The sequence below is a fragment of the Micromonospora sp. ANENR4 genome, assembly GCF_015354395.1.
In the GTDB taxonomy this organism is placed as follows: Bacteria; Actinomycetota; Actinomycetes; order Mycobacteriales; family Micromonosporaceae; genus Micromonospora; species Micromonospora aurantiaca.
Map to the genome: position 1 here is coordinate 408,250 of NZ_JADKYQ010000003.1, position 21,691 is coordinate 429,940.

At 72.2% G+C, this 21,691-nt stretch carries 19 protein-coding genes; 13 read left to right on the plus strand and 6 right to left on the minus strand.

What is annotated here, in order from left to right; translation table 11 throughout:
• Positions 1–17 precede the first annotated feature (17 nt).
• From IRY44_RS07830 to IRY44_RS07845, 4 genes are all read right to left on the minus strand, one after another.
• Positions 18–1,085: an NADH:flavin oxidoreductase/NADH oxidase gene (locus IRY44_RS07830; RefSeq protein ID WP_194799759.1), complete on the minus strand. Its 1,068-nt coding sequence runs from the start codon at positions 1,083–1,085 to the stop codon at positions 18–20.
• 69 nt (positions 1,086–1,154) lie between these two features.
• On the minus strand, positions 1,155–2,435 hold the full coding sequence (locus IRY44_RS07835; protein WP_194799839.1) for a dicarboxylate/amino acid:cation symporter: 1,281 nt from the start codon (positions 2,433–2,435) through the stop codon (positions 1,155–1,157).
• Between the two features lie 137 nt (positions 2,436–2,572).
• Positions 2,573–3,241 (minus strand): DUF998 domain-containing protein, encoded by a 669-nt coding sequence (locus IRY44_RS07840; RefSeq protein ID WP_194799760.1) that lies wholly within the window; start codon positions 3,239–3,241, stop codon positions 2,573–2,575.
• A complete protein-coding gene (locus IRY44_RS07845) occupies positions 3,234–4,199 on the minus strand; it encodes a glutathione S-transferase family protein (RefSeq protein ID WP_194799761.1) in 966 nt (321 codons plus the stop codon). Before IRY44_RS07845 ends, IRY44_RS07840 begins: the two co-directional genes overlap by 8 nt.
• Positions 4,200–4,286: 87 nt before the next feature.
• On the opposite strand from IRY44_RS07845, the gene pcaF reads away from it, so the two are divergent.
• The 6 genes from pcaF to IRY44_RS07875 all read left to right on the plus strand — a co-directional run bounded on the left by pcaF (position 4,287) and on the right by IRY44_RS07875 (position 11,337).
• Positions 4,287–5,492, plus strand: coding sequence for a 3-oxoadipyl-CoA thiolase (gene pcaF / locus IRY44_RS07850; protein ID WP_194799762.1), 1,206 nt, complete (start codon positions 4,287–4,289; stop codon positions 5,490–5,492).
• 116 nt (positions 5,493–5,608) lie between these two features.
• On the plus strand, positions 5,609–6,427 hold the full coding sequence (locus IRY44_RS07855; protein WP_194799763.1) for an SAM-dependent methyltransferase: 819 nt from the start codon (positions 5,609–5,611) through the stop codon (positions 6,425–6,427).
• Between the two features lie 5 nt (positions 6,428–6,432).
• On the plus strand, positions 6,433–8,583 hold the full coding sequence (locus IRY44_RS07860) for a bifunctional diguanylate cyclase/phosphodiesterase (RefSeq protein ID WP_194799764.1): 2,151 nt from the start codon (positions 6,433–6,435) through the stop codon (positions 8,581–8,583).
• 9 nt (positions 8,584–8,592) lie between these two features.
• Entirely contained in the window at positions 8,593–9,093 is a 501-nt protein-coding gene (locus tag IRY44_RS07865; RefSeq protein WP_194799765.1) for a DUF456 domain-containing protein, read from the plus strand.
• A 262-nt stretch (positions 9,094–9,355) separates the two neighbouring features.
• Complete coding sequence (locus tag IRY44_RS07870) at positions 9,356–10,930, plus strand: amino acid permease (RefSeq protein ID WP_194799766.1); 1,575 nt, start codon at positions 9,356–9,358, stop codon at positions 10,928–10,930.
• Positions 10,931–10,959: 29 nt separating this feature from the next.
• The gene (locus tag IRY44_RS07875; protein WP_194799767.1) at positions 10,960–11,337 is read left to right on the plus strand and encodes a nuclear transport factor 2 family protein; all 378 of its coding nucleotides are present in this window, start codon (positions 10,960–10,962) and stop codon (positions 11,335–11,337) included.
• A gap of 33 nt (positions 11,338–11,370) precedes the next feature.
• Here IRY44_RS07875 and IRY44_RS07880 read toward each other — a convergent pair whose 3' ends face one another.
• Entirely contained in the window at positions 11,371–12,651 is a 1,281-nt protein-coding gene (locus IRY44_RS07880; RefSeq protein ID WP_194799768.1) for an MFS transporter, read from the minus strand.
• Between the two features lie 88 nt (positions 12,652–12,739).
• Here IRY44_RS07880 and IRY44_RS07885 point away from each other — a divergent pair, with 88 nt between their 5' ends.
• Complete coding sequence (locus IRY44_RS07885; protein ID WP_194799769.1) at positions 12,740–13,669, plus strand: helix-turn-helix transcriptional regulator; 930 nt, start codon at positions 12,740–12,742, stop codon at positions 13,667–13,669.
• Positions 13,670–13,914: 245 nt separating this feature from the next.
• Here IRY44_RS07885 and IRY44_RS07890 read toward each other — a convergent pair whose 3' ends face one another.
• The gene (locus IRY44_RS07890; protein ID WP_194799770.1) at positions 13,915–15,105 is read right to left on the minus strand and encodes a serine hydrolase; all 1,191 of its coding nucleotides are present in this window, start codon (positions 15,103–15,105) and stop codon (positions 13,915–13,917) included.
• Positions 15,106–15,284: 179 nt separating this feature from the next.
• Here IRY44_RS07890 and IRY44_RS07895 point away from each other — a divergent pair, with 179 nt between their 5' ends.
• The 6 genes from IRY44_RS07895 to IRY44_RS07920 all read left to right on the plus strand — a co-directional run bounded on the left by IRY44_RS07895 (position 15,285) and on the right by IRY44_RS07920 (position 21,498).
• Complete coding sequence (locus IRY44_RS07895; RefSeq protein ID WP_269696302.1) at positions 15,285–16,445, plus strand: histidine kinase; 1,161 nt, start codon at positions 15,285–15,287, stop codon at positions 16,443–16,445.
• A complete protein-coding gene (locus tag IRY44_RS07900; protein ID WP_194799772.1) occupies positions 16,433–17,128 on the plus strand; it encodes a response regulator transcription factor in 696 nt (231 codons plus the stop codon). The genes IRY44_RS07895 and IRY44_RS07900 overlap by 13 nt, the downstream gene beginning before the upstream one ends.
• A gap of 46 nt (positions 17,129–17,174) precedes the next feature.
• On the plus strand, positions 17,175–18,539 hold the full coding sequence (locus IRY44_RS07905) for a glutamine synthetase family protein (RefSeq protein ID WP_194799773.1): 1,365 nt from the start codon (positions 17,175–17,177) through the stop codon (positions 18,537–18,539).
• A 129-nt stretch (positions 18,540–18,668) separates the two neighbouring features.
• The gene (locus IRY44_RS07910; protein WP_370584887.1) at positions 18,669–20,015 is read left to right on the plus strand and encodes an aldehyde dehydrogenase; all 1,347 of its coding nucleotides are present in this window, start codon (positions 18,669–18,671) and stop codon (positions 20,013–20,015) included.
• Positions 20,016–20,020: 5 nt separating this feature from the next.
• Positions 20,021–20,788, plus strand: a complete 768-nt coding sequence (locus IRY44_RS07915; protein ID WP_135243808.1) for a 3-oxoacyl-ACP reductase — start codon at positions 20,021–20,023, stop codon at positions 20,786–20,788.
• Entirely contained in the window at positions 20,785–21,498 is a 714-nt protein-coding gene (locus IRY44_RS07920) for a gamma-glutamyl-gamma-aminobutyrate hydrolase family protein (protein WP_194799775.1), read from the plus strand. Before IRY44_RS07915 ends, IRY44_RS07920 begins: the two co-directional genes overlap by 4 nt.
• The last annotated feature ends 193 nt before the right edge of the window (positions 21,499–21,691 follow it).

Genomic DNA, 21,691 nt, shown 5'->3' on the forward strand with positions numbered 1-21,691 from the left:
ACGCGCGGGGCGGATGGTCAGAAGGCTCGGGTGTACTGGTTGGGCCAAGTTGGGGTGGCGTCCAGCTTGGCGGCGGCGCGGTGCGGCCAGTACGGGTCGCGCAGCAGCTCCCGGCCCAGCAGCACCAGGTCCGCCTCGCCGCCGGCCACGATCTGCTCGGCCTGCTCGGGCTCGACGATCAGGCCCACCGCGCCGGTCGGCACCCCGGCTTCGCGGCGGATCCGGGCGGCCAGCGGCACCTGGTAGCCGGGTCCGACCGGGATGGACGCCCGGACCGCCGCGCCGCCGGAGGACGTGTCGACCAGGTCGACTCCGGCGGCGGCCAGTTCGCCGGCGAGCACCACGCTGTCGTCGACGGTCCAGCCGTCGTCGGTCCAGTCGGTGGCGGAGATCCGGGTCAGCACCGGCACCGACTCGCCGACGGCGGCGCGTACCGCGCGGGCCACGTCGAGGGTGAGCCGCATCCGGGCGGCCCGGTCACCGCCCCAGCCGTCGGTGCGCCGGTTGGTCAGCGGGGACAGGAACTCGTGCAGCAGGTAGCCGTGCGCGGCGTGGATCTCCACGGCGGCGAACCCGGCGTCCAGCGCCCGCCCGGCGGCGGTCGCGAAGGCGTCCACCACCGCCGCGATGCCCGACTCGTCCAGCGCGGTCGGCGTGCGGTACTCCGGAACGAACGGCTGGTCACCGGGGCCGACCGGGGTCCAGCCGCCCTCGGCGTCCGGCACGCCGCCGCGCGCCGGCGCCCACGGCCGGTACGTGGACGCCTTGAACCCGGCGTGCGCGAGCTGCACGGCCGGCACCGCACCCTGACCGGCGACGAACGCGGTGATCGGCCGCCACGCGTCGACGTGCGCGCCGGACCACAGGCCGGTGTCCTGCGGGCTGATCCGGCCCTCGGGCACCACTGCCGTCGCCTCGGTGATGACGAGCCCGGCCCCGCCGACGGCGCGGGAACCGAGGTGGACGCGGTGCCAGTCGGTGGGCAGGCCGTCCGGTCCGGCGCTGTACTGGCACATGGGCGCCAGCGCGATCCGGTTGGGCACTGTGGCGCCGCGCAGGGCGAGCGGGGTGAACAGGGCGCTCATTGGCGAGGATCCTCCGGTCATGACTTCGGGTGCGCCCCGTTGCGCGGGACGCACCCGAAGAGGTGTGGATCAGGCGGGTACGGGGTCGAGCCGCTCGGTCTCGACCGGCTCGATCAGGTCGCGCTTGCCGGCCGAGTCGTACGCGGCCCGGTCGAGCGTGCCCTCCCGGGCGGCCACGATGGTCGGCACCACGGCCTGCCCGGCCACGTTCGTGGCGGTACGGATCATGTCCAGGATCGGGTCGATGGCCAGCAGCAGACCGGCCCCGGCCAGCGGCAGGCCCAGCGTGCTCAGGGTCAGCGTGAGCATGACGATCGCACCGGTCAGGCCGGCGGTCGCGGCCGAACCGACCACCGAGACGAACGCGATGAGCAGGTAGTCGGTGACGCCCAGGTTCACGCCGAACACCTGCGCCACGAAGATCGCGGCGAGCGCCGGGTAGATGGCGGCGCAGCCGTCCATCTTCGTGGTGGCGCCGAACGGCACCGCGAAGGAGGCGTACTCGCGGGGGACGCCGAGGCGCTCCACCGAGCGCTGGGTCACCGGCATGGTGCCCACCGAGGAGCGGGAGACGAAGGCCAGCTCGATGGCAGGCCAGGCGCCGGCGAAGAAGCGCAGCGGATTGAGCCTGCCGGCCACGGCGAGCAGCACCGGGTAGACCACGAACAGCACCAGCGCGCAGCCGACGTAGACGGCCGTGGTGAACTTCGCGAGCGGGGCGAGCAGGTCCCAGCCGTACGAGGCGACGGCGTTGCCGATCAGGCCGAGCGTGCCGATCGGGGCGAGCCGGATGACCCACCAGAGCGCCTTCTGCACGATCGACAGCAGCGAGCGGTTGAGCGACACGAACGGCTCGGCGGCGTCGCCGACGAGCAGCGCGGCGGCGCCCACCACCAGGGCGAGGAAGACGATCTGCAGGACGTTGCCCTCGACGAACGCGCCGACCGGGTTGGTCGGGACGATGCCGGTGAGGAAGTCGATCCAGGAGCCGGTGGTCTTCGGTGCGGTGGCGCCGGCCGGGTCCAGGTCGACGCCCCGCCCGGGGTCGGTGAGCAGGCCGATGCCGATGCCGATGCTCACCGCGATGAGGGCGGTGACGGCGAACCAGAGCAGTGTCTTGACGGCGAGCCGGGCGGCGTTGGCGACGCCGCGCAGGCTCACCACGCTGACCACGATGGCGGTGAAGACAAGCGGCGGCACGGCGAGCTTGAGCAGCTGGACGAAGAGGCCGCCGACGGTGTCGAGCGTGCTGGTCAGCCAGGCGAGGTCGGCGGCGCGGGCGAGGAAACCGAGCGCCACGCCGAGCACGAGGCCGAGCAGGATCTGGACGGAGAAGGGAATTCTGCGCAGGGCGGAAGTCATGGGGACGGATCCAAGGTCTGGAGAGGGAAGGCGGGCGTCGGGGGCGTGGAGCTACGCCGGACAGACGCCGCTGGCCTGCCGTCGGAGATCGACGTACAGGCGCTCGGTGAGGCACCAGACATTGGTCATCGTCGCGACACGTTACTCCCGTCCCGGGTCGGAACGGAAGGACCGTCGCCGGTGAGGCTCCTTACAGCCAGGTAGCCGGAGGTGATCAGTCCCCAGGCGGCCACCACGACCAGCAGCACCCGTTCCGACACCCCGAGCAGCGCGCTGCGGCCGACCAGCAGCAGCGCCGCCGCGACCACGACGGCCACCGGCAGCGCCAGTGCCGCGCCGACCGCCGCGATCCGCCGCAGCCCCCGGTCCGCGGCCGGGGAGAACAGCACCACGAGCATGGCGAGCACCACAGCGGCCGTCGCCGCGATGCTGGCCCCGCCGTGCACCAGGTCGGCCACCGTGGGCGCCTCGAACGGCGGCAGCGGGCAGCCCTCGCTGCACGTGACAGCGCCGGAGAGCACAGTGGCGACCGCGCCGACGCCGAGCAGCCCGGCCGCCCCGCGCAACCCCGGCGGCAGCGCCCCGGCGAGCAGCAGCAGCGACGCGGCCACCGAGAAGATCCCGATCCGGTACGCCCCGGCATACCCGCTGTCGGTGATGCCCGCCTCACTCACGTACCCGGCGGGGCCCGGACCGGGACCGGCGACCACCGCAACGGTCACCGCGGCGACGCCTGCGGCCAGGCAGACGCCGGCGAACGCGGCGGCGATCCGGCGGGCCGTGTCCTCAGCCACGTCCGTGCGGGGTGGTCCAGCCGGACAGATCGGGGCCGAGCGGCACGATCCGGGTCGGGTTGATCATGTCGTGGGTGGCGTAGTAGTGCCGCTTGATGTGGCCGAAGTCCACCGTCTCGCCGAAGCCCGGCGTCTGGAACAGGTCCCGCGCGTACGCCCACAGCACCGGCATCTCGGTGAGCTTGCGCTCGTTGCACTTGAAGTGGCCGTGGTACGCCACGTCGAAGCGCACCAGCGTGGTGAACAGGCGCACGTCCGCCTCGGTGATCGCGTCGCCCATCAGGTAGCGCCGACCGGACAGCCGCTCGCTCAGCGCGTCCAGGCGGGCGAACAGCGCGGTGAACGCCTCGTCGTACGCCTCCTGGGAGGTGGCGAAGCCGCACCGGTAGACGCCGTTGTTGACGTCCCGGTGGATCTCCGCCATCAGCGCGTCCATCTCCGGGCGCAGCTCGACCGGGTAGAGGTCGGGCGCGTCCGGCGCGTGGAACCGCCGCCACTCGGTCGAGAAGTCCAGCGTGAGCTGCGGATAGTCGTTCGTCACCACCCGCCCGGTGAGCGTGTCCACGAGCGCCGGCACGGTGACCCGGCCGGTGTAGTCCCTGTCGGTGGACAGGTACGCCTCGGACAGGAAACCGATGCCGAGCACCGGGTCGAAGCCGTCCGGGTCGAGCGCGAACCGCCAGCCCCGCTCGTCCCGGATCGGGTCGACGGTGCCCAGCGAGATCACCTCGTCCAGGCCGAGCAGGCCGCGCACGATCCGGGCCCGGTGCGCCCACGGGCAGGCCCGGCACCAGATCAGCCGGTAGCGGCCCGCCTCCAGCGGCCAGCGCCCCGCCTCGTCCGGCCCGCCGCCCTCGGGTGACGTGGAGTGCGGGGTGACCCGGCCGGTGAACCGGTTGGGCTGGCGGACGAACGCGCCGCCGCCGCTTGTCTCTGCGCTGAACTGGGCCCCGGACATGCGGCAAACCTATCCGCTCCGGTCACGGATATCCTGGCGCCGGGTACCCCCACCGACCCCTTCCCACCCCCGAAGGACGTACGCGCGATGACAGTGGCCTATCTCGTTGCCGGAGTCCGTACCCCGATCGGCCGGTACGCCGGCGCCCTGGCCGGGGTCCGCCCGGACGACCTGGCCGCGCACGTCGTCCGCGAGCTGGTGGCCCGCCACCCGTCTGTCGACTGGGCCCGCACCGACGACGTGATCCTGGGCTGCGCCAACCAGGCCGGTGAGGACAACCGCAACGTGGCCCGGATGGCGGCGCTGCTCGGCGGCCTGCCGGAGGAGGTGCCGGGCAGCACCGTCAACCGGCTCTGCGGCTCCGGCCTCGACGCGCTCGCCTCCGCCGCCCGCGCGATCGTCGCCGGGGAGGCCGACCTGGTGGTGGCCGGTGGCGTGGAGAGCATGAGCCGGGCGCCGTTCGTCATGCCGAAGGCGGCCACGCCGTTCGCCCGCACCGCCGAGGTGTACGACACCACGATCGGCTGGCGGCTGGTCAACCCGCTGATGCGCAAGGGCTGGGGCGTCGACTCGATGCCGGAGACGGCGGAGAACGTGGCGGCCGAGTTCGGCGTGGACCGGGCCGCGCAGGACGCCTTCGCGTACCGGTCGCAGCAGCGGGCCGCCAAGGCGCAGGCCGACGGCCGGCTGGCCGAGGAGATCGTCCCGGTGACGGTGCCCGCCGGCAAGCGGGAGTCGAAGCTGGTCGAGGCCGACGAGCACCCGCGCGAGACGACGCTTGCGAAGCTCGCCACGCTGCCCACCCCGTTCCGCGAGGGCGGCACCGTCACCGCAGGCAACTCCTCCGGCGTCAACGACGGCGCCGTCGCGCTGCTCGTCGCCTCCGCGGCCGCCGTCGAACGCTATGGCCTCACCCCGCTGGCCCGGGTACGCGGCGCCGCGTCCGCCGGCGTACCGCCGCGGATCATGGGCATCGGCCCGGTCCCGGCGACCCGCAAGCTGCTCGACCGGACGGGCCTGTCGCTCGTCGACGTGGACGTGATCGAGCTGAACGAGGCGTTCGCCGCGCAGTCCGTGGCGGTGCTGCGTGAGCTGGGCCTGCCGGAGGACGCCGAGCACGTCAACCCCGGCGGCGGTGCCATCGCGTTGGGTCACCCGCTCGGTGCCAGCGGCGCCCGGCTGGCGTTGACCGCCGCGCTGGAACTACGCCGGCGGGGCGGCCGGCGGGCGCTCGCCACCATGTGCATCGGCGTCGGCCAGGGCATCTCGCTGCTGCTGGAATCGGCCGGCTGAACCGGGCCGCCGGCATCGCCCGCTGTGGATCTCCCGAACCCCGCCGTACCGGCCTAGAGTGGTCTGGACCACATGATCCGCCATCGACGGCGGACGACGACCTGGGGGACCGAGCGATGCAGACGCCGGAGAGCCTGCCCACCGAGATCGACCTGAGCCGGCCGAGCGCCGCTCGGGTCTACGACTACTTCCTCGGTGGGGCGCACAACTTCGAGATCGACCGGCAGCTCGCCGAACAGATCGCGGCCATGACGCCGAACCTGGCCGCCACCATGCGCGCCGGGCGGGAGTTCCTGCGCCGGGCCGTACGGGTGCTGCTCGACGCCGGCATCGACCAGTTCCTCGACATCGGCTCCGGCATCCCCACCGTCGGCAACGTGCACGAGGTCGCCCAGGCCGCCAACGCGGACGCCCGGATCGTGTACGTCGACATCGACCCGGTCGCCGTGGCGCACAGCCACGAACTGCTCGCCGGCAACGACCGGGCCACCGCGGTCCTGGCCGACCTGCGCGAGCCGAAGCTGATCCTGGACCACGCCGCCGCCAGCGGCCTGATCGACTTCGACCGGCCGCTGGGCATCCTGCTCGCCGGCGTGGTGCACTTCGTGCCCGACGCCGACCGCCCGGCCGACATCCTGGCCACCCTGCGCGCCGCCGCCGCACCCGGCAGCTACCTGGTCATCTCCCACTCCACGTTCGAGGACCAGCCGCAGGAGATGCTGGACGCGCAGCGGCTGTCGGCGCGTACCGCCACCGAGATCACGCTGCGCTCGCGGGCCGAGATCACCGGCTTCTTCGGCGACTGGACGATCCTCGAACCGGGCGTGGTGCACATGCCGCTGTGGCGGCCCGACTCCCCGTCGGACGTGGACGAGCACCCGGAGCGGTTCGGGGCCTTCGGCGGCGTCGCCCGGCACGACCGCGCCGCCGGCTGAACCCCATGCGCGCCCCGGACAGCGACGGGGGAGACGTCAGCCGGCCCGGCGCCGCCGCGTACGCCGCCGAGTGGGCTCGCGCGGTGCGTCGCATCGGGTTCGTGCCGCTGAGCGCGGCCGAGACCGAGCGCCTGCTGGTGCCGCTCACCGAGCGGCTCGGCGAGGCCCTGCTCGCCCCCACCTTCTCCGCCGGCCCGGCGGAGGAGGTGGGGCGTGCCCTGGTCCAGGCGCACCTCACCGAGCCGGGCGTGCTCGACTGGTCGGTGCAGGCGCTCGGTGACCGGTTCCTGCCCTGGGTGCTGCCGTCACGCACCGAGTCGCCGGAGCTGCGCGAGCGGGTGGCGCTGCTGCAGGGCGCGTTCGCTGCCGGGTTCGCCCGCGCGCTGCGCGACCGGGTCTTCAGCCAGCAGGAGCGGATCGCCCGGTCGGCGTGGCAGGCCCGGGACACCGTCGAGCAGGCGCTGCGCGACAGCGAGGCCCGCTTCCGGGCGGTCTTCACCGGCGCCGTCATCGGCATCGGCATCGCCGGGGTGGACGGGCAGATCATCGAGGTCAACCAGGCGTTCGCGGACATGCTCGGCTACACCGTCGCGGAGATGCGGCGGATGAACGTGTCGGCGCTGGCCTATGCCGACGACGCGGCCGGGATGTGGGAGCTGTACAAGGAGCTGATCGAGGGCAAGCGGGACAGCGCCCGGGTGGAGAAGCGCTACTACCGCAAGGACGGCAGCGTGGTCTGGACCGACCTCGCGGTCTCGCTGATCCGGCACGACGACGGCCGGCCCCGGTTCACCGTCGCGATGGTGGAGGACATCACCCAGCGGTACGAGCTGCAGCAGCGGCTGCGCTTCCAGGCGCTGCACGACCCGCTGACCGGCCTGCCCAACCGGACGCTGTTCTTCGAACAACTCGGCGAGGTCTTCGACGGCGCCGGCCCGGACCAGCGCGTCGGCCTCTGCTTCATCGACCTGGACGGCTTCAAGGCGGTGAACGACAGCCTCGGCCACGACCTGGGCGACCGGCTGCTCAAGGTGATCGCCCGCCGGCTCAGCGACTGCGTGGCCGGGCGCGGTCACCTGGTGGCCCGGATGGGCGGCGACGAGTTCGTCATCCTGGTCGACTCCGACGGCGGCATCGACGACGCGGTGGAGGTCGCCGAACTGGCCCTGGCCGCGGTGTCCGCGCCGGTGCACGTCGGCGACCAGCAGCTGGCCGTATCGGCGAGCATCGGCATCGTGGAGTGCCCGGCGGCGGAGACGAGCGTCGGTGACCTGATGAAGGCCGCCGACACCACGCTCTACTGGGCCAAGGCGGAGGGCCGGGGCCGCTGGGCGGTGTACGACCCGGAGCGCAGCGCCGCCGACATCGCCCGTTCCGCGCTGGCCGCGAACCTGCCCGCCGCGCTGGACCGGGGCGAGTTCGTGCTGCACTACCAGCCGATCGTGTCGCTGCTGGACGGCACGATGGTGGCGGTCGAGGCGCTGGTGCGCTGGCAGCACCCGGAGCTGGGACTGATCGGGCCGGACCGCTTCATCGGGCTGGCCGAGGAGACCGGCCTGATCGTCCGGCTCGGCGCCTGGGTGCTGCGTCAGGCGTGCCGCGACGCCGAGTCGTGGCGGCGTGCGTACCCGGACACCACGCCGGTGGTCAGCGTCAACCTGGCCGCCCGGCAGGCCGACGACCCGGCCATCGTGGAGACGGTGGCCGAGGCGTTGCAGCACACCGGCCTGCCGGCCGAGCTGTTGCAGCTGGAGCTGACCGAGAGCGCCGTCATGGGCAGCGCCGGTGAGCCGCTGCGGACGCTGCACCAGCTCGCCGGCCTCGGGCTGCGGCTGGCTATCGACGACTTCGGCACCGGCTACTCGAACCTGGCGTACCTGCGGCGGCTGCCGATCCACTGCGTGAAGCTGGCCGGCCCGTTCGTCGAGGGGATAAAGGGTGACGGCGGGGACGTGGCCGCCGACCACCGGGACGAGCGGATCGTGGACGCGCTGGTCCGGCTGGCGCACGCGCTGGAGCTGTCGGTGACGGCCGAGGCGGTGGAGACCGAGGTACAGGCCGAACGGCTGCGCGCGCTGCGCTGCGACACCGGGCAGGGCCGGCTGTTCGGCGCACCCGTGCCCGCCGACGGCATCCGCGCCCGCCTGGGCGGGTAGGAGAGAACTGTGAGCCTTACCGATTCGCAGGCCGTGGTGTCGGTGGTCGCCGCGCTGGCGATCGTCGCCGGCCTGGCCGGAGTGATCGTGCCGGGGCTGCCGGCTCTGCCGCTGTGCTGGGGCGGGGTGCTGGTGTGGACGCTGTTCGGCGACGCCGGGCCGGGCCGCTGGGCGGTGCTCGCCGCCGCCACCGCGATCGCCGCCGGCGGCACCGTGCTCAAGTACCTCTGGCCGGGGCGCAACCTGAAGCGGACCGGCGTGCCCACCACGTCGCTGCTGGCCGGCGGACTGCTCGGCGTGGTCGGGTTCTTCGTGATCCCGGTGATCGGGCTGCCGATCGGCTTCGTCGGCGGGATCTTCGGCGCGGAACGGCTGCGGCTGGGCGATACCCGCCTCGCCTGGCCGGCCACGGTGCAGGCACTCAAGGCGGCCGGGCTGTCGATGGTCCTGGAGTTCACCGCCGGCCTGATGATCGCCGCGCTGTGGGTCGCGGGGCTGCTGTTCGTCTAGAGGTGCGGCGGCGCGGGGCGTCCGGAGGGTACGGCAGTTCGCCGTACATCAGTGAGAGAGAGGTGGACGCCGCGCGCCGCCGCGGACCGGGCGTTGCCGAGCGCCCGGTGCCGGCCCGTCGGGTCGGGCCTGGTCACGCCCACAATGATGCCCCGGGTGGGATCGGGCGACAACGCAATTACCGGGGTACGTATTGACCACCTTGATCGGCCGGGAGCACACTGCGAGCACTCGCACGAGCATCGCCTCGAGGAGGTGTGCAGTGGCCACGACGCCCGCGCCGACCGCCGAGCAGCCGATGGACGACGACGCCCGACGACTCGCCGAACTCGGCTACAAACAGGAGCTGCGCCGCAAGTGGAGCGGCTTCTCCAACTTCGCGATCTCGTTCTCCATCATCTCGATCCTGGCCGGCTGCTTCACCACGTTCGGTCAGGCGTGGAACAACGGCGGCCCGGTGGCGATCTCCTGGGGCTGGCCGCTGATCTCGCTGTTCATCCTGATCATCGGCTTCTGCCTGGCCGAACTGGTGTCCGCGTACCCGACAGCGGGCGGGATCTACTGGTGGGCGGCGACGATGGGCCGGCCGGTGCACGGCTGGTTCACCGGCTGGCTCAACCTGATCGGGCTGGTCGCGGTGACCGCGTCGGTCGACTACGGCTGCGCCACGTTCCTCAACTTGACGCTGTCGGCGTTGTTCGACGGCTGGGCCGGCACCGGGCACCAGACGTTCGGGCTGTTCGTGGTGATCCTCGCGCTGCACGGGCTGATCAACATCTACGGGCACCGGATCATCGACGTACTCCAGAACGTCTCGGTCTGGTGGCACGTGGCCGGCGCGGCCGCCGTGGTGCTGATCCTGGTCCTGGTCCCGGACAACCACCAGAGCTTCCAGTTCGTGTTCACCGAGCGGTTCAACAACTCCGGCTTCGGGGACGGCGACACCGGCGGGCTGGCGTTCTGGTTCTACGTGCTGCCACTGGGTTTCCTGCTCACGCAGTACACGATCACCGGCTTCGACGCCTGCGCGCACGTCTCCGAGGAGACCCGGGGCGCGTCCAAGGCCGCCGCGCAGGGGCTGTGGCGGTCGATCTTCTACTCGGCGGTGGGTGGCTGGATCCTGCTGCTGGCGTTCCTGTTCGCGGCCACCGACGTGGACGCCATAAACGAGGCGGGCGGCTTCTCCGGGGCGATCTTCGAGAGCGCGCTGACGCCGTTCTTCTTCAAGGCCGTCATCATCATCTCCACCATCGGGCAGTTCTTCTGCGGCATGAGCTGCGTGACGTCGATGTCGCGGATGGCGTACGCGTTCAGCCGGGACCGCGCGGTGCCCGGCTGGAGACTCTGGTCGAAGGTGAACCGCAACGGCACGCCCGTCAACGCCATCATCGGCGCGACGCTGGCCGGGCTGGTGCTCACGCTGCCCGCGCTCTACCAGCGTGGCGGCATCCCGGTCGCGTTCTACGCGGTGGTGTCTGTCGCGGTGATCGGGCTGTACCTGTCCTTCATCATCCCGATCTTCCTGCGGCTGCGGATGGGCGACCGGTTCACCCCGGGCCCGTGGACGCTCGGCCGCCGCTACAAGCTGCTCGGCTGGATCGCGGTGGTCGAGATCGCGGTCATCTCGGTCTACTTCGTGCTGCCGATCGTCCCGGCGGGTGTACCAGGCAACCCCGACTTCAGCTGGACGGCGGTGAACTACGCGCCCATCGCCATCGGTGGCGTACTGCTCGGCGTCGCCATCTGGTGGTACGCCTCGGCCCGCAAGTGGTTCACCGGCCCGCGCCGCACCGTCGACCAGGCCGAACCCGAACCCGAGCCCGCCGAGCCGTCGTAGCTGTCGGTGGGTCCTGCCATCATCCGGTAATGGACTCGGAAGCGGTGGTACGCGCGTTGTGGGAGCGCATGCAGGCCCGGGACTGGGCCGGCGTCGGCGAGCTGCTGGCCGACGACGTGGTGGTGGAGTGGCCGGCCAGCGCCGAGCGGATCGTGGGCCGCGACAACTACGTGAAGATCAACGCCGAGTACCCGGAGGGCTGGTCGATCCGGGTACTGCGGGTGGTGGCGGCGGGCGAGACGGTCGTGTCCGAAGTGGAGGTGCCGCACGAGGGGATGGGCGTGCACCGGGTCGCGTCGTTCTGGACCGTGCGCGACGGGCGGATCGTCGACGGTCGGGAGTACTGGACGAGCCTCGGTGCGGACCCGTCCCCGCAGTGGCGGTCCGCCTGGGTCCGGCCGATGTGACGCGTCAGCGTCGGCACCTCGGATCGCGGCGAGTCAGTCGCGATCCGTGGAGGCGTTCGCGCGGGCTTCCAACCGCCGGAACTCCGGCGAGCTGACCGTACGCAACGTCACCGCGATCACCAGGGCACACAGCGCTGCCCCGCCCCAGAAGACCGCTCTGACGCCGATCAGTTCCGCGGTGAAGCCGGCGAGCAGAGCCCCGAGCGGCATCGATCCCCAGCTGGTCAGGCGACTCACCCCGCTGTAGCGCCCCATCATCGCATCGGGGACGACGAGCGCGCGCAGTGAGCTGTAGGTGACGTTCCAGGCGCCGCTGCCGGCGCCGCCCAGGAGGGTGGTCACGGCGATCAGCGGGGGTGACGAGGAGATCGCCGGTGCCGCCAGCAGCACGGCGAAACAGGCCATCGACGCGGTGAGGACGACCGGCCTTCCCAGCCGGCGGGTGAGCGCCGGCGCGACACCGGCGCCCAGCACGCCGCCCACTCCCAGGGCGCCGATCAGCAGTCCGTACTCCGAGCGGCTGAGGTCCAGCGGTCCGGGCGCGACCGCATAGACGACGATGACCGACATCCACGCCGCCCAGCAGCCACTCGCCGCGCCGGCTACCAGCAGCAGCGTCCGCAACACCCGCTCCCGCCACACGTACCGGACGCCCTCCCGGATGTCGGCACGAAGGCCGGACGCGCTCGGCGTCGAGCCGGGGTGGCGGTTGCTGCGATAGGGACCGGTCATGAGCGCCAAGGCGAGCAGCGCGCCGGCGTAGCCGACGCCTCCGGCGCCGAGCGCGACGGCCAGCCCGGCGGCAGCCAGCAGCCCGCCCAGAGGAGGCCCGATGAACTCGTTGGCGACGGTCTCGGTCGCGGTCAACTTGGCGTACGCGGACTCCATGCGGTTCCGGGGGACGACCATCGGCACCACCGACATCCGGGTGGTGTCGGTGAACACCTCGGCGATGCCGAGTGCCAGTGCTCCCGCGTACAGGCCGGCCAGCGGCAGCGCGTCCGCGAGGAAGCCGGCGACGAGCACGGCCAGGATCAGGGCGCGCACGACGGTCGAGGCCATGATCAGGCGTCGGCGGTCGACCCGGTCGGCGAGGACGCCGGCGGGCAGCGAGAACAACAGCCAGGGCAGGGTGTTGGCCAGAGTGGTGCCGGCGACCAGTGCGGGGGAGTCCGTCATCGACACGGCCACCAGGGGCAGGGTCAGCTTGACGACGCCGTCGGCCAGGTTGGTGATCCCGACACCGGCCCACAACGCCCTGAAGTTCCGCCCGCCCACGGTCCGCGGTTCGGTCGACTGAATGACGCTCTGCATGGCCGGCAGCTTGAGGTATCGCGCGGTGCGACCCTAGAGTTTCGACTGGAGGCGAAACGTGGCGGTGTTCCTGGTCGACGCAGAAGTGATGGCGCAGGCACGTTTCGGCACGTCACAACTCACCGAGACGTTGGGGGCGCTCAACATCCTGCGCCGAGGTCAGCCGCTTCCGTGGCACCGGGCCTGGCGGGACCAGCACGCCGACGCATTCCGAGGTTTCCTCGACGGCGACCCCGTGACCGCGGCCATCGTGGCGCACGCCATGTCGCCCTCCTGGATGGCCGACTTCATGACGGTGCCTCCCGCCCGTCCGAACATGACGCTCGACGACGAGATCGTGGCGCTGGAATCGCTGCCGGACGAGCGGATCCGAGCGGATCTGGCCCGCGTACGCTCCCCGCTGCCCCCCGAGTTGCGCGGTCCAGGGTTGGCGGGCCGGGCTGCTGCTCTGCTGCGCTGGGTCTGGCACCACACGATCGAGGCGGACTGGCCGCGCCGGCAATCGGTACTGCGCGCCGACGTGGTGTCCCGGATCTCCCGCCTGGGCAGGGACGGATGGGCCGGGGTCATCGACGACATGCGGCCGGGCATGTGCTGGCTCGGCGACGGCCGGTTGCAGGTCGAGGAACGGCCCTACCCGCCGTTCGACGTACGGGGCGGGGAGCTGACCTTCTTCGCGGCCCACTGCCGGGGAGGCTGGGTCTCCTGGAGGTTGCCCGACCGGTTCGGGATCGTCTATCCGGTGACGGGGATCTTCGCCGGGGCGCCTCTCGGCACGCCGGATCCTCTGCGGCGTCTGCTCGGTGACGCACGGAGCCGGATCCTGGTGCAGGCGGCCGAACCGATCAGCACCACCGCATTGGTCGCCGCGACCGAACTGCCACTGGGCACTGTCGGGGGTCACCTGCGCGTGCTGACGGAGGCCGGCCTGCTTCAGAAGCGCCGGTCGGGCCGCGAGGTCTTCTACTGGTGGACCGACGCGGCCCGGGCGCTCGTGGCCGGTGCCTCATCGTTCTGACGTGACTGATCCCGGGCCGCGCTGTCCGCGTACCCCCGGGTCAGCTCGTGGGGCGACGGTGGGTGAGCGGTAAACGGAGGACGCGGTCGTCGGCCGCCGTCGTGCCGCGACCGTCGAGGTTGCTCGTCGCCACCCACAGCGGGCCGCCCTGCGGCGGCTGAGCTGGGCCCCGCCTACCGCAGAAATGGGCCCGACCCGCGTGCTCGCCGGTCGGGCTCTCGTTCACGGCACGCGGCTTGGTCCGGTCACAACCGGCCGCACAGCGCGTTCTGGATCAGCGTGTCGGCGCCGCGTTGCTGCCCGAGCATGTGGTCCAGCGAGTCGCCGAGCGAGGCGGACATGGACACGACGGCGCTGCGCCGGCCGTCGTCGCTGACGCCGGTGACGGTGATGTAGCCGCCGTCGCCGCCGTCGTGGCCCCAGTAGACGCCCCCGCAGGGCAGCGGGCGGCTGACCAGGCCGAGCCCGTAGCGGCCGCCCGGCCAGATCGCGCCGATGTCCTCGTTGATCTCGACCGTGCGTCTCATCTCGGCCAGTTGTGCGGGGCGCAACAGCCGGCCGCCCAGCAGGGCCCGGAAGAACCGGTCGAGGTCTCGGGTGCTGGAGACGATGGAGTCCGGGTCGACCAGAACCTGCTCGGTGACGTCCACCAGCTCACCGGTCTCGAACAGTTGGTATGCCCGGGCGTGCGGGCGGGGCAGGGACGGCGAGGTGCCGGGCCAGGTGGTGTCGTGCAGGCCGAGCGGACTGACGATCCGGTCGGTGGCCTCCTGTCGCAGCGACCGGCCGGTGACCCGCTCGATGATCATGCCAGCCAGGACGAAGCCGGTGTTGGAGTAGTTCCAGCTCGCTCCGGGTTCGAAGTCCGGCCGGTGGTTCATCGCCCGCGCCACGAGTTGCTCGCGTGTGTAGACGTCGTACCGCTGCTGGAGGTATTCCTCGGGTGTGGTGTAGCCGGGCAGGTCGTCGTGGATGCCGCTGGTGTTCTGCAGGAGGTGACGCACGGTGATCCGGTGGCCGTCGTTGCCGTTGCCGCGGACCACGCCCGGTAGCCACCGCTCGACTGTGTCGTCGAGGGACAGCCGGTGCTCCTCGACCAGTTGTAGGAGGACGGCGGCTTCGAACGCCTTGCGGGTACTCGCGATCCGGAAGCGCCCGGTCGGTGGCACCGGGCGTCCGGTGGCCCGGTCGGCGACGCCGCTGGTGGCGACGAGGTGCCGGCCGTCGGCGGTGGTCACCCGGGCTTGGACGCCGGTCACCCCGAGGGCGTGGATCGCGTCGGTGTCCCGTTGCAGCCGCCTGTCCGGGTGACCCGGACGGGTCGCCGATCCTTCCGCGGGGCCGAGCCCGGTGACCGCGACTCCGAGGGCGACAAGTCCGGCCGCCGCACCCGACGCGACTCGTCGTAGCGAGGGAATTCTGCTGTTCGATCTCATGCCGTCGACGCTAGGAGCGGCTTCGGCGCGGGCCGATACCTCGTACCACCGCATTTCAGGTACAGCTGCCTGTAGTGCCCCGGGCGGCAGTCGCCGGGCAGACTTGGCGCCGGGCCGGGACACCGCCCCGCCGGTACGCGGAAAGGCATGCTGTGACGTCAGGACGACGATGGGTGCAGGTGTGGCGTGCTGGCGTGTTCCTGCTGGCGGCACTGGCCACCGGAATCGCGACGTTGTGTGCGCTGCCGCTGCTGTGCCATCCGAGGCTCGCCCGGCGGTGGGCGAACTGGCACCGGAGCCGAGCCGGCCGCCTGCTCGGGACGCCCTTGGCGGCACGTCCCGCCCTGCCCGTGCCGGGCCGCCGGGCCTGGGCCGATCCGGCCACGCTCCGCGACCTGCTCTGGCTGCCGGTGAACGCCCTCACCGGGACGGTGTTCGGTCTGCTCACGCTGTTGTGCGTAGGCAACCTCGTGCCCGCCGCGGTCGCCACACCGCTGTGGTGGGCGTTCGCGCCGGAAGAACGGCCCCGGCTGTTCATCGACATCCCGGTTACCGGCTGGACGTCGGCTCTCACCCTCGGCCCCCTGCAGATGCTCCTGCTCGCGGCGCTGGCGTACCTGGCCCTGCCGCCGATCGCCCGCGCGCACGCCCGGATCTGTCTGGCGGTGCTGTCGCACTCCACGACCGAACAGCTCGCCGACCGGGTCGCCGTGCTGACCCGTACCCGGGCGGACGTGCTCGACGCGCACGGCGCGGAGCTGCGCCGGATCGAGCGCGACCTGCACGACGGCACCCAGGCCCGGCTGGTGGCCATCGCCATGCGGTTGGCCGTGGCCCGACGGGCGCTGTACGACAACCCCCGGAACGAGCAGCTCCTGGAGGATCTTCTCCGGGACGCCCACGAAGGAACCGAGGAGGCGATGACCGAACTCCGTGAGGTGATCCGCACCGTCTACCCGCCGATCCTCGCCGACCGCGGCCTGACCGGGGCGTTGACCGCGGTGACGGCCCGCTGCGGCGTGCCGACCCGGCTGGACGTCGGCGACCTCGACACCGTGCCGGCGGCGGTGGAGGCCGTCGTCTACTTCGCCGTTGCCGAGGCGCTCACCAACGTCACCAAGCACAGCCGGGCGACAGCGGCCGGCATCACGGTGACCCGCAGGGCCGACCGGTTGTCGGTGGCGATCACCGACAACGGCGTCGGCGGCGCCGACGATCGGGTCGGCACCGGCCTGGCTGGAATCCGTCGCCGCGTGCTCGCGCTCGACGGGGCCGTCGACGTCGACAGCCCGGCCGGCGGGCCGACGACGATCACCTTGGAGCTGCCGTGCAGGTTGTGATCGCCGAAGACAACGTGCTGCTGGCCACCGGGCTGAAACTGCTGCTCAACAGCGTCGGATTCGACACCGTCGCCATCGCGGGCGACGCGGCGGGCTTCCTCACCGCCGTGCGGGACCACCGGCCGGACATTGTCATTGTCGATGTCCGGTTGCCGCCGTCGTTCCGCGACGAGGGCATCCGGGCCGCACTGAAGGCCCGTCGACAGCATCCCGACCTGCCGGTCCTGGTGCTGTCGCAGTACGTCGAGCAGCAGTACGCCGCAGAACTCCTCGCCACCACCGGCGGCGGTGTCGGCTACCTCCTCAAGGATCGGGTCAGCCGGGTGGACGAGTTCGTCGACGCGCTGCGCCGGGTGGCCGCCGGTGGCACCGCCATGGACACCGAGGTCGTCGCCCAACTCCTGGCCCGCCGCCGGGACCCCATCTCCGTCCTCACGCCCCGCGAACGCGAGGTGCTCGCGCTGATGGCCCAGGGACACGACAACACCGCCATCGCCGACCGGCTCGTCATCACCGACAACGGCGTACACAAGCACATCGGCAACATCTTCACCAAGCTGGGCCTCGCCGTGACCGACAGCGGCCACCGCCGCGTCCTGGCCGTTCTCACCTACCTCAACGGGGCGGGCGGGCCTCCGCCCTCGACCGATCGCGTTTGCGACGGTGGCCGCAGGGGGCATTGACGGTGATCCGGTTCTGCCAGTAGACCTTGGTGATGGAGGCGCGTCGATGAGGAAAACTCCGTTCTCGCTGGAGCAGCTGCGGGTCGCCGTCGCCGAGGGTGAGATCGACACGGTGGTGCTCGCGCTCACCGACATGCAGGGGCGCTTGCAGGGCAAGCGGTTCCACGCGCCCTACTTCCTCGACCAGGTGGTCTCGCACGGCAGCGAGGGCTGCAACTACCTGCTCGCCGTGGACGTCGACATGAACACCGTCGACGGGTACGCGATGTCGAGCTGGGAACGCGGCTACGGCGACTTCGCCATGCGCCCCGACCTGGATACGCTGCGCCGGATGCCCTGGCAGCCCGGCTCCGCGCTGCTGCTGGCCGACCTGGAGTGGCTGGACGGCTCCGGCCCGGTGGTCGCCTCGCCCCGGCAGATCCTGCGCCGCCAGCTCGACCGGCTGGCCGCGCACGGGCTGACCGCGTACGCCGGCACCGAGCTGGAGTTCGTGCTCTACCGCGACTCGTACGAGGAGGCGTGGCGGCGCGGCTACCGCGACCTGACCCCGGCCAACCAGTACAACGTGGACTACTCGCTGCTCGGCACCGCCCGGGTCGAGCCGCTGCTGCGCCGCATCCGCACCGAGATGGCCGGCGCCGGGCTCACCCCGGAGAGCGCGAAGGGCGAGTGCAACCTCGGCCAGCACGAGATCGCCTTCCGGTACGACGAGGCGGTGCGCTGCGCCGACCACCACGTCATCTACAAGAACGGCGCGAAGGAGATCGCCGCCCAGGAGGGCATGGCGATCACGTTCATGGCCAAGCCGAACGAGCGGGAGGGCAACTCCTGCCACATCCACTTCTCGCTGCGCGACGCCTCCGGCTCGTCGGCGATGCTGGGGGACGGGCCGGCGCACCTGAGCGTCACCGGGCAGCGGGTGCTGGCCGGGTTGCTCGCCACCATGCGCGAGTTCAGCCTGTTCTTCGCGCCGAACATCAACTCCTACAAGCGCTACCAGCCCGGCTCGTTCGCGCCGACCGCGTTGCGCTGGGGCACCGACAACCGCACCTGTGCGTTGCGGCTGGTCGGGCACGGGCAGGGGATGCGGGTGGAGAACCGGGTGCCGGGGGCCGACGTCAACCCGTACCTGGCGATCGCCGCGCTGGTGGCCGGCGCGGTGCACGGGATCGAGAACGAGCTGGAACTGGGCGACGAGTGCACCGGGAACGCGTACGACGACCCGGACGCCGAGCGGGTGCCCACCACGTTGCGTGACGCGCTGGACCTGTGGCAGCGCTCCGAGGTGGCCCGGGAGGCGTTCGGCGACGAGGTGGCCGCCCACTACGCCAACCAGGCGAAGGTCGAGCTGACCGCCTTCGACGCTGCGGTGACGGACTGGGAGCTGACTCGTGGCTTCGAACGCCTCTGACCCGCCGTCGCGCCCCGCTGTCCACGTCGATCTTGCACTTGCGGCCCCCGGCCGGGGTGTTGTGCGGCTTTTGCCGGGGCAGCAACTGCAAGATCGGCGGGGAGAAGGGGAGGGGCGCGCGTGGGTGAGGTGATTTCGCCTGTCGACGGGGCGGGGATCGGGGTCGTTCCGGGGTGCTCCGTCGAGGACGTGGATGCGGCGGTCGCGCGGGCTTCCGCGGCGTTCGAGACGTGGCGTCGGGTGGCGCCGGGGGATCGGGGGCGGCTGCTGCGGCGGTTCGCCGCCCGGGTCGACGCGCATCTGGATGAGCTGGCGCTCCTGGAGGTGCGCAACGCCGGGCACACCATCGGCAACGCGCGCTGGGAGGCGGGCAACGTCCGCGACGTGCTCGACTACTACGCGGGCGCGCCGGAACGGCTGACCGGGCACCAGATCCCGGTGCCCGGCGGGCTCGACGTGACCTTCCACGAGCCGCTGGGCGTGGTCGGCGTGATCGTGCCGTGGAACTTCCCCATGCCGATCGCCGGCTGGGGGTTCGCCCCGGCACTGGCCGCCGGCAACACGGTGGTGCTGAAACCGGCCGAGCTGACCCCGCTCACCGCGCTGCGCCTGGCCGAACTGGCCCGCGACGCCGGCCTGCCCGACGGCGTGTTCACCGTGCTGCCCGGTCGGGGCAGTGTGGTCGGCGAGCGGTTCGTCACCCACCCGGCGGTCCGCAAGATCTGCTTCACCGGCTCGACCGAGGTCGGCACCCGGATCATGGCCGGCTGCGCGGCCCAGGTGAAGCGGGTGACGCTGGAGCTGGGTGGCAAGTCGGCGAACATCGTCTTCGCCGACGCGGACCTGGAGAAGGCGGCGGCGACAGCGCCGTACGCCGTCTTCGACAACGCGGGCCAGGACTGCTGCGCCCGCTCCCGGATCCTGGTCCAGCGCCGGGTGTACGACAGGTTCCTGGAACTGCTCGAACCGGCCGTACGGGCGGTGCGGGTGGAGGACCCGGCCCGGGACACGGCCGAGATGGGCCCGCTGATCTCCGCCGCGCACCGGGACCGGGTCGCCGGGTACGTCGACGGGGCGGACGTCGCATTCACCGGCTCGTGCCCCGACGGTCCCGGCTTCTGGTACGCCCCGACGGTGCTGCTCGCCGGCTCCCCGGCCGATCGGCACTGGCGGGAGGAGGTGTTCGGCCCGGTCGTCTCGGTGCTGCCGTTCGACGACGAGGCGGACGCGATCCGGCTCGCCAACGACACCGAGTACGGGCTCTCCGGCTCGATCTGGACCCGGGACGTCGGGCGGGCGGTGCGGGTGGCCCGCGCCGTCGAATCGGGCAACCTCAGCGTCAACTCGCACTCCTCGGTGCGCTACTGGACCCCGTTCGGCGGGATGAAGCGTTCCGGCCTGGGCCGGGAGCTGGGTCCGGACGCGCTGCACGCCTTCACCGACGTCAAGAACGTGTTCATCGGCACCGAGGAGTGATCACAGTGCAGGGACGGCTTTCCGACCGGGTGGCGGTCGTGACCGGCGCGGGCAGCGGCATCGGGCTGGCCACCGTACGGCGTTTCGCCGCCGAGGGCGCCCGGGTGGTGTGCGTGGACATCGACGCCGACGCCGGTACCCGGGCCGCCCAGGAGGTGGGCGGCGAGTTCGTCGCCGCCGACGTGGCCGACGAGACGGCCGTGCGTGACCTGTTCGACGGGGTGGTGCAGCGGCACGGCCGGGTGGACGTGTCGTTCCACAACGCGGGCATCTCGCCGCCGGACGACGACTCGATCCTGGAGACCGGCCTGGACGCCTGGGAGCGGGTGCTGCGGGTCAACACCACGAGCGTCTACCTGTGCTGCAAGTACGTCATCCCGCACATGCGGCGGCAGGGCAAGGGCTCGATCATCAACACCGCGTCGTTCGTGGCGCTGATGGGCGCGGCCACCTCGCAGATCGCGTACACGGCGAGCAAGGGCGGGGTGCTGGCGATGACCCGGGAGCTGGGCGTGCAGTTCGCCCGCGAGGGCATCCGGGTCAACGCGCTGTGTCCCGGGCCGGTGGCGACGCCGCTGCTGCTGGAGTTGTTCGCCAAGGACCCGGAGCGGGCTGCCCGGCGGCTGGTGCACGTGCCGATGGGCCGGTTCGGCGACCCGACCGAGATCGCCGCCGCGGTGGCGTTCCTCGCCAGCGACGACGCCTCGTTCATGACCGCCGCGCAGTTCGTCGTCGACGGCGGCATCACCGGCGCGTACGTCACTCCGCTATGACGCGACCTGTCATCGGCATCACCGCATACGTCGAGCCGGCCGGCTGGGCGGTGTGGCGGGACGTGCCGGCGACGCTCGTGCCGCACGCGTACGTCCGGGCGGTCACCGCGGCGGGCGGCCGGGCCGTGGTGCTGCCCCCGGACGACGCCGACGCGGACGTGCTGGGGCTGCTGGACGGGCTGCTGCTGGCCGGCGGCGCGGACGTCGGCCCGGAGCGGTACGGCGAGCCGCCGGACCCGCGCACCGAGAGCCGGCCGGAGCGCGACGCGGGGGAGACGACGCTGTTGACCGCCGCGCTCGCCGCCGACCTGCCGGTGCTGGGCGTGTGCCGGGGGATGCAGCTGCTCGCGGTGGCGTACGGCGGTCTGCTGCACCAGCACCTGCCGGACGTGGTCGGGCACGACGGGCACCGGCCCGCGCCGGGCGTGTACGGGTCGCATCCGGTGCGCTTCGCCACCGGCAGCCGGGCCGCCGAGGTGATGACCGGGGTGGACCGGGTCAACTCGTACCACCATCAGGCGGTGGCCGACCCCGGCGGCCTGGCGGTGACCGGCTGGGCCGACGACGGGGTGGTCGAGGCGGTGGAGGATCCGGCGCGGCGCTTCGTGCTCGGGGTGCAGTGGCATCCGGAGAACGAGGCCGATCCGCGGCCGGTGGCCGCGCTGGTCCGGGCCGCGATGTCGGCCAGATCACACACCCGCGTTTCGTAGGTGCGCGGACAGCCGAATCGGCGGTCCCGCCGACCCTGCGAGGTCGCCCGAGTCGCCCCGGAGCGTCGGTTACGCCAGGATGACACGGAGGTAAGCAGCGTCGAACGGTGCGGGTGCGTTACGTTGCTCGACCGTCGGGGTAGTAGGCGGGGACGGTCGGCGTGACAGCGCCGACCGTCGTGATCATGGCCGG

Excerpts from the sequence above, each read along its gene's own strand:
- IRY44_RS07830 (WP_194799759.1), bottom strand. The coding sequence starts at position 1,085 with ATGAGCGCCCTGTTCACCCCGCTCGCCCTGCGCGGCGCCACAGTGCCC.
- IRY44_RS07845 (WP_194799761.1), bottom strand. The coding sequence starts at position 4,199 with ATGTCCGGGGCCCAGTTCAGCGCAGAGACAAGCGGCGGCGGCGCGTTC.
- pcaF (WP_194799762.1), top strand. The coding sequence starts at position 4,287 with ATGACAGTGGCCTATCTCGTTGCCGGAGTCCGTACCCCGATCGGCCGG.
- IRY44_RS07855 (WP_194799763.1), top strand. The coding sequence starts at position 5,609 with ATGCAGACGCCGGAGAGCCTGCCCACCGAGATCGACCTGAGCCGGCCG.
- IRY44_RS07860 (WP_194799764.1), top strand. The coding sequence starts at position 6,433 with ATGCGCGCCCCGGACAGCGACGGGGGAGACGTCAGCCGGCCCGGCGCC.
- IRY44_RS07875 (WP_194799767.1), top strand. The coding sequence starts at position 10,960 with ATGGACTCGGAAGCGGTGGTACGCGCGTTGTGGGAGCGCATGCAGGCC.
- IRY44_RS07880 (WP_194799768.1), bottom strand. The coding sequence starts at position 12,651 with ATGCAGAGCGTCATTCAGTCGACCGAACCGCGGACCGTGGGCGGGCGG.
- IRY44_RS07885 (WP_194799769.1), top strand. The coding sequence starts at position 12,740 with ATGGCGCAGGCACGTTTCGGCACGTCACAACTCACCGAGACGTTGGGG.
- IRY44_RS07890 (WP_194799770.1), bottom strand. The coding sequence starts at position 15,105 with ATGAGATCGAACAGCAGAATTCCCTCGCTACGACGAGTCGCGTCGGGT.
- IRY44_RS07905 (WP_194799773.1), top strand. The coding sequence starts at position 17,175 with ATGAGGAAAACTCCGTTCTCGCTGGAGCAGCTGCGGGTCGCCGTCGCC.
- IRY44_RS07920 (WP_194799775.1), top strand. The coding sequence starts at position 20,785 with ATGACGCGACCTGTCATCGGCATCACCGCATACGTCGAGCCGGCCGGC.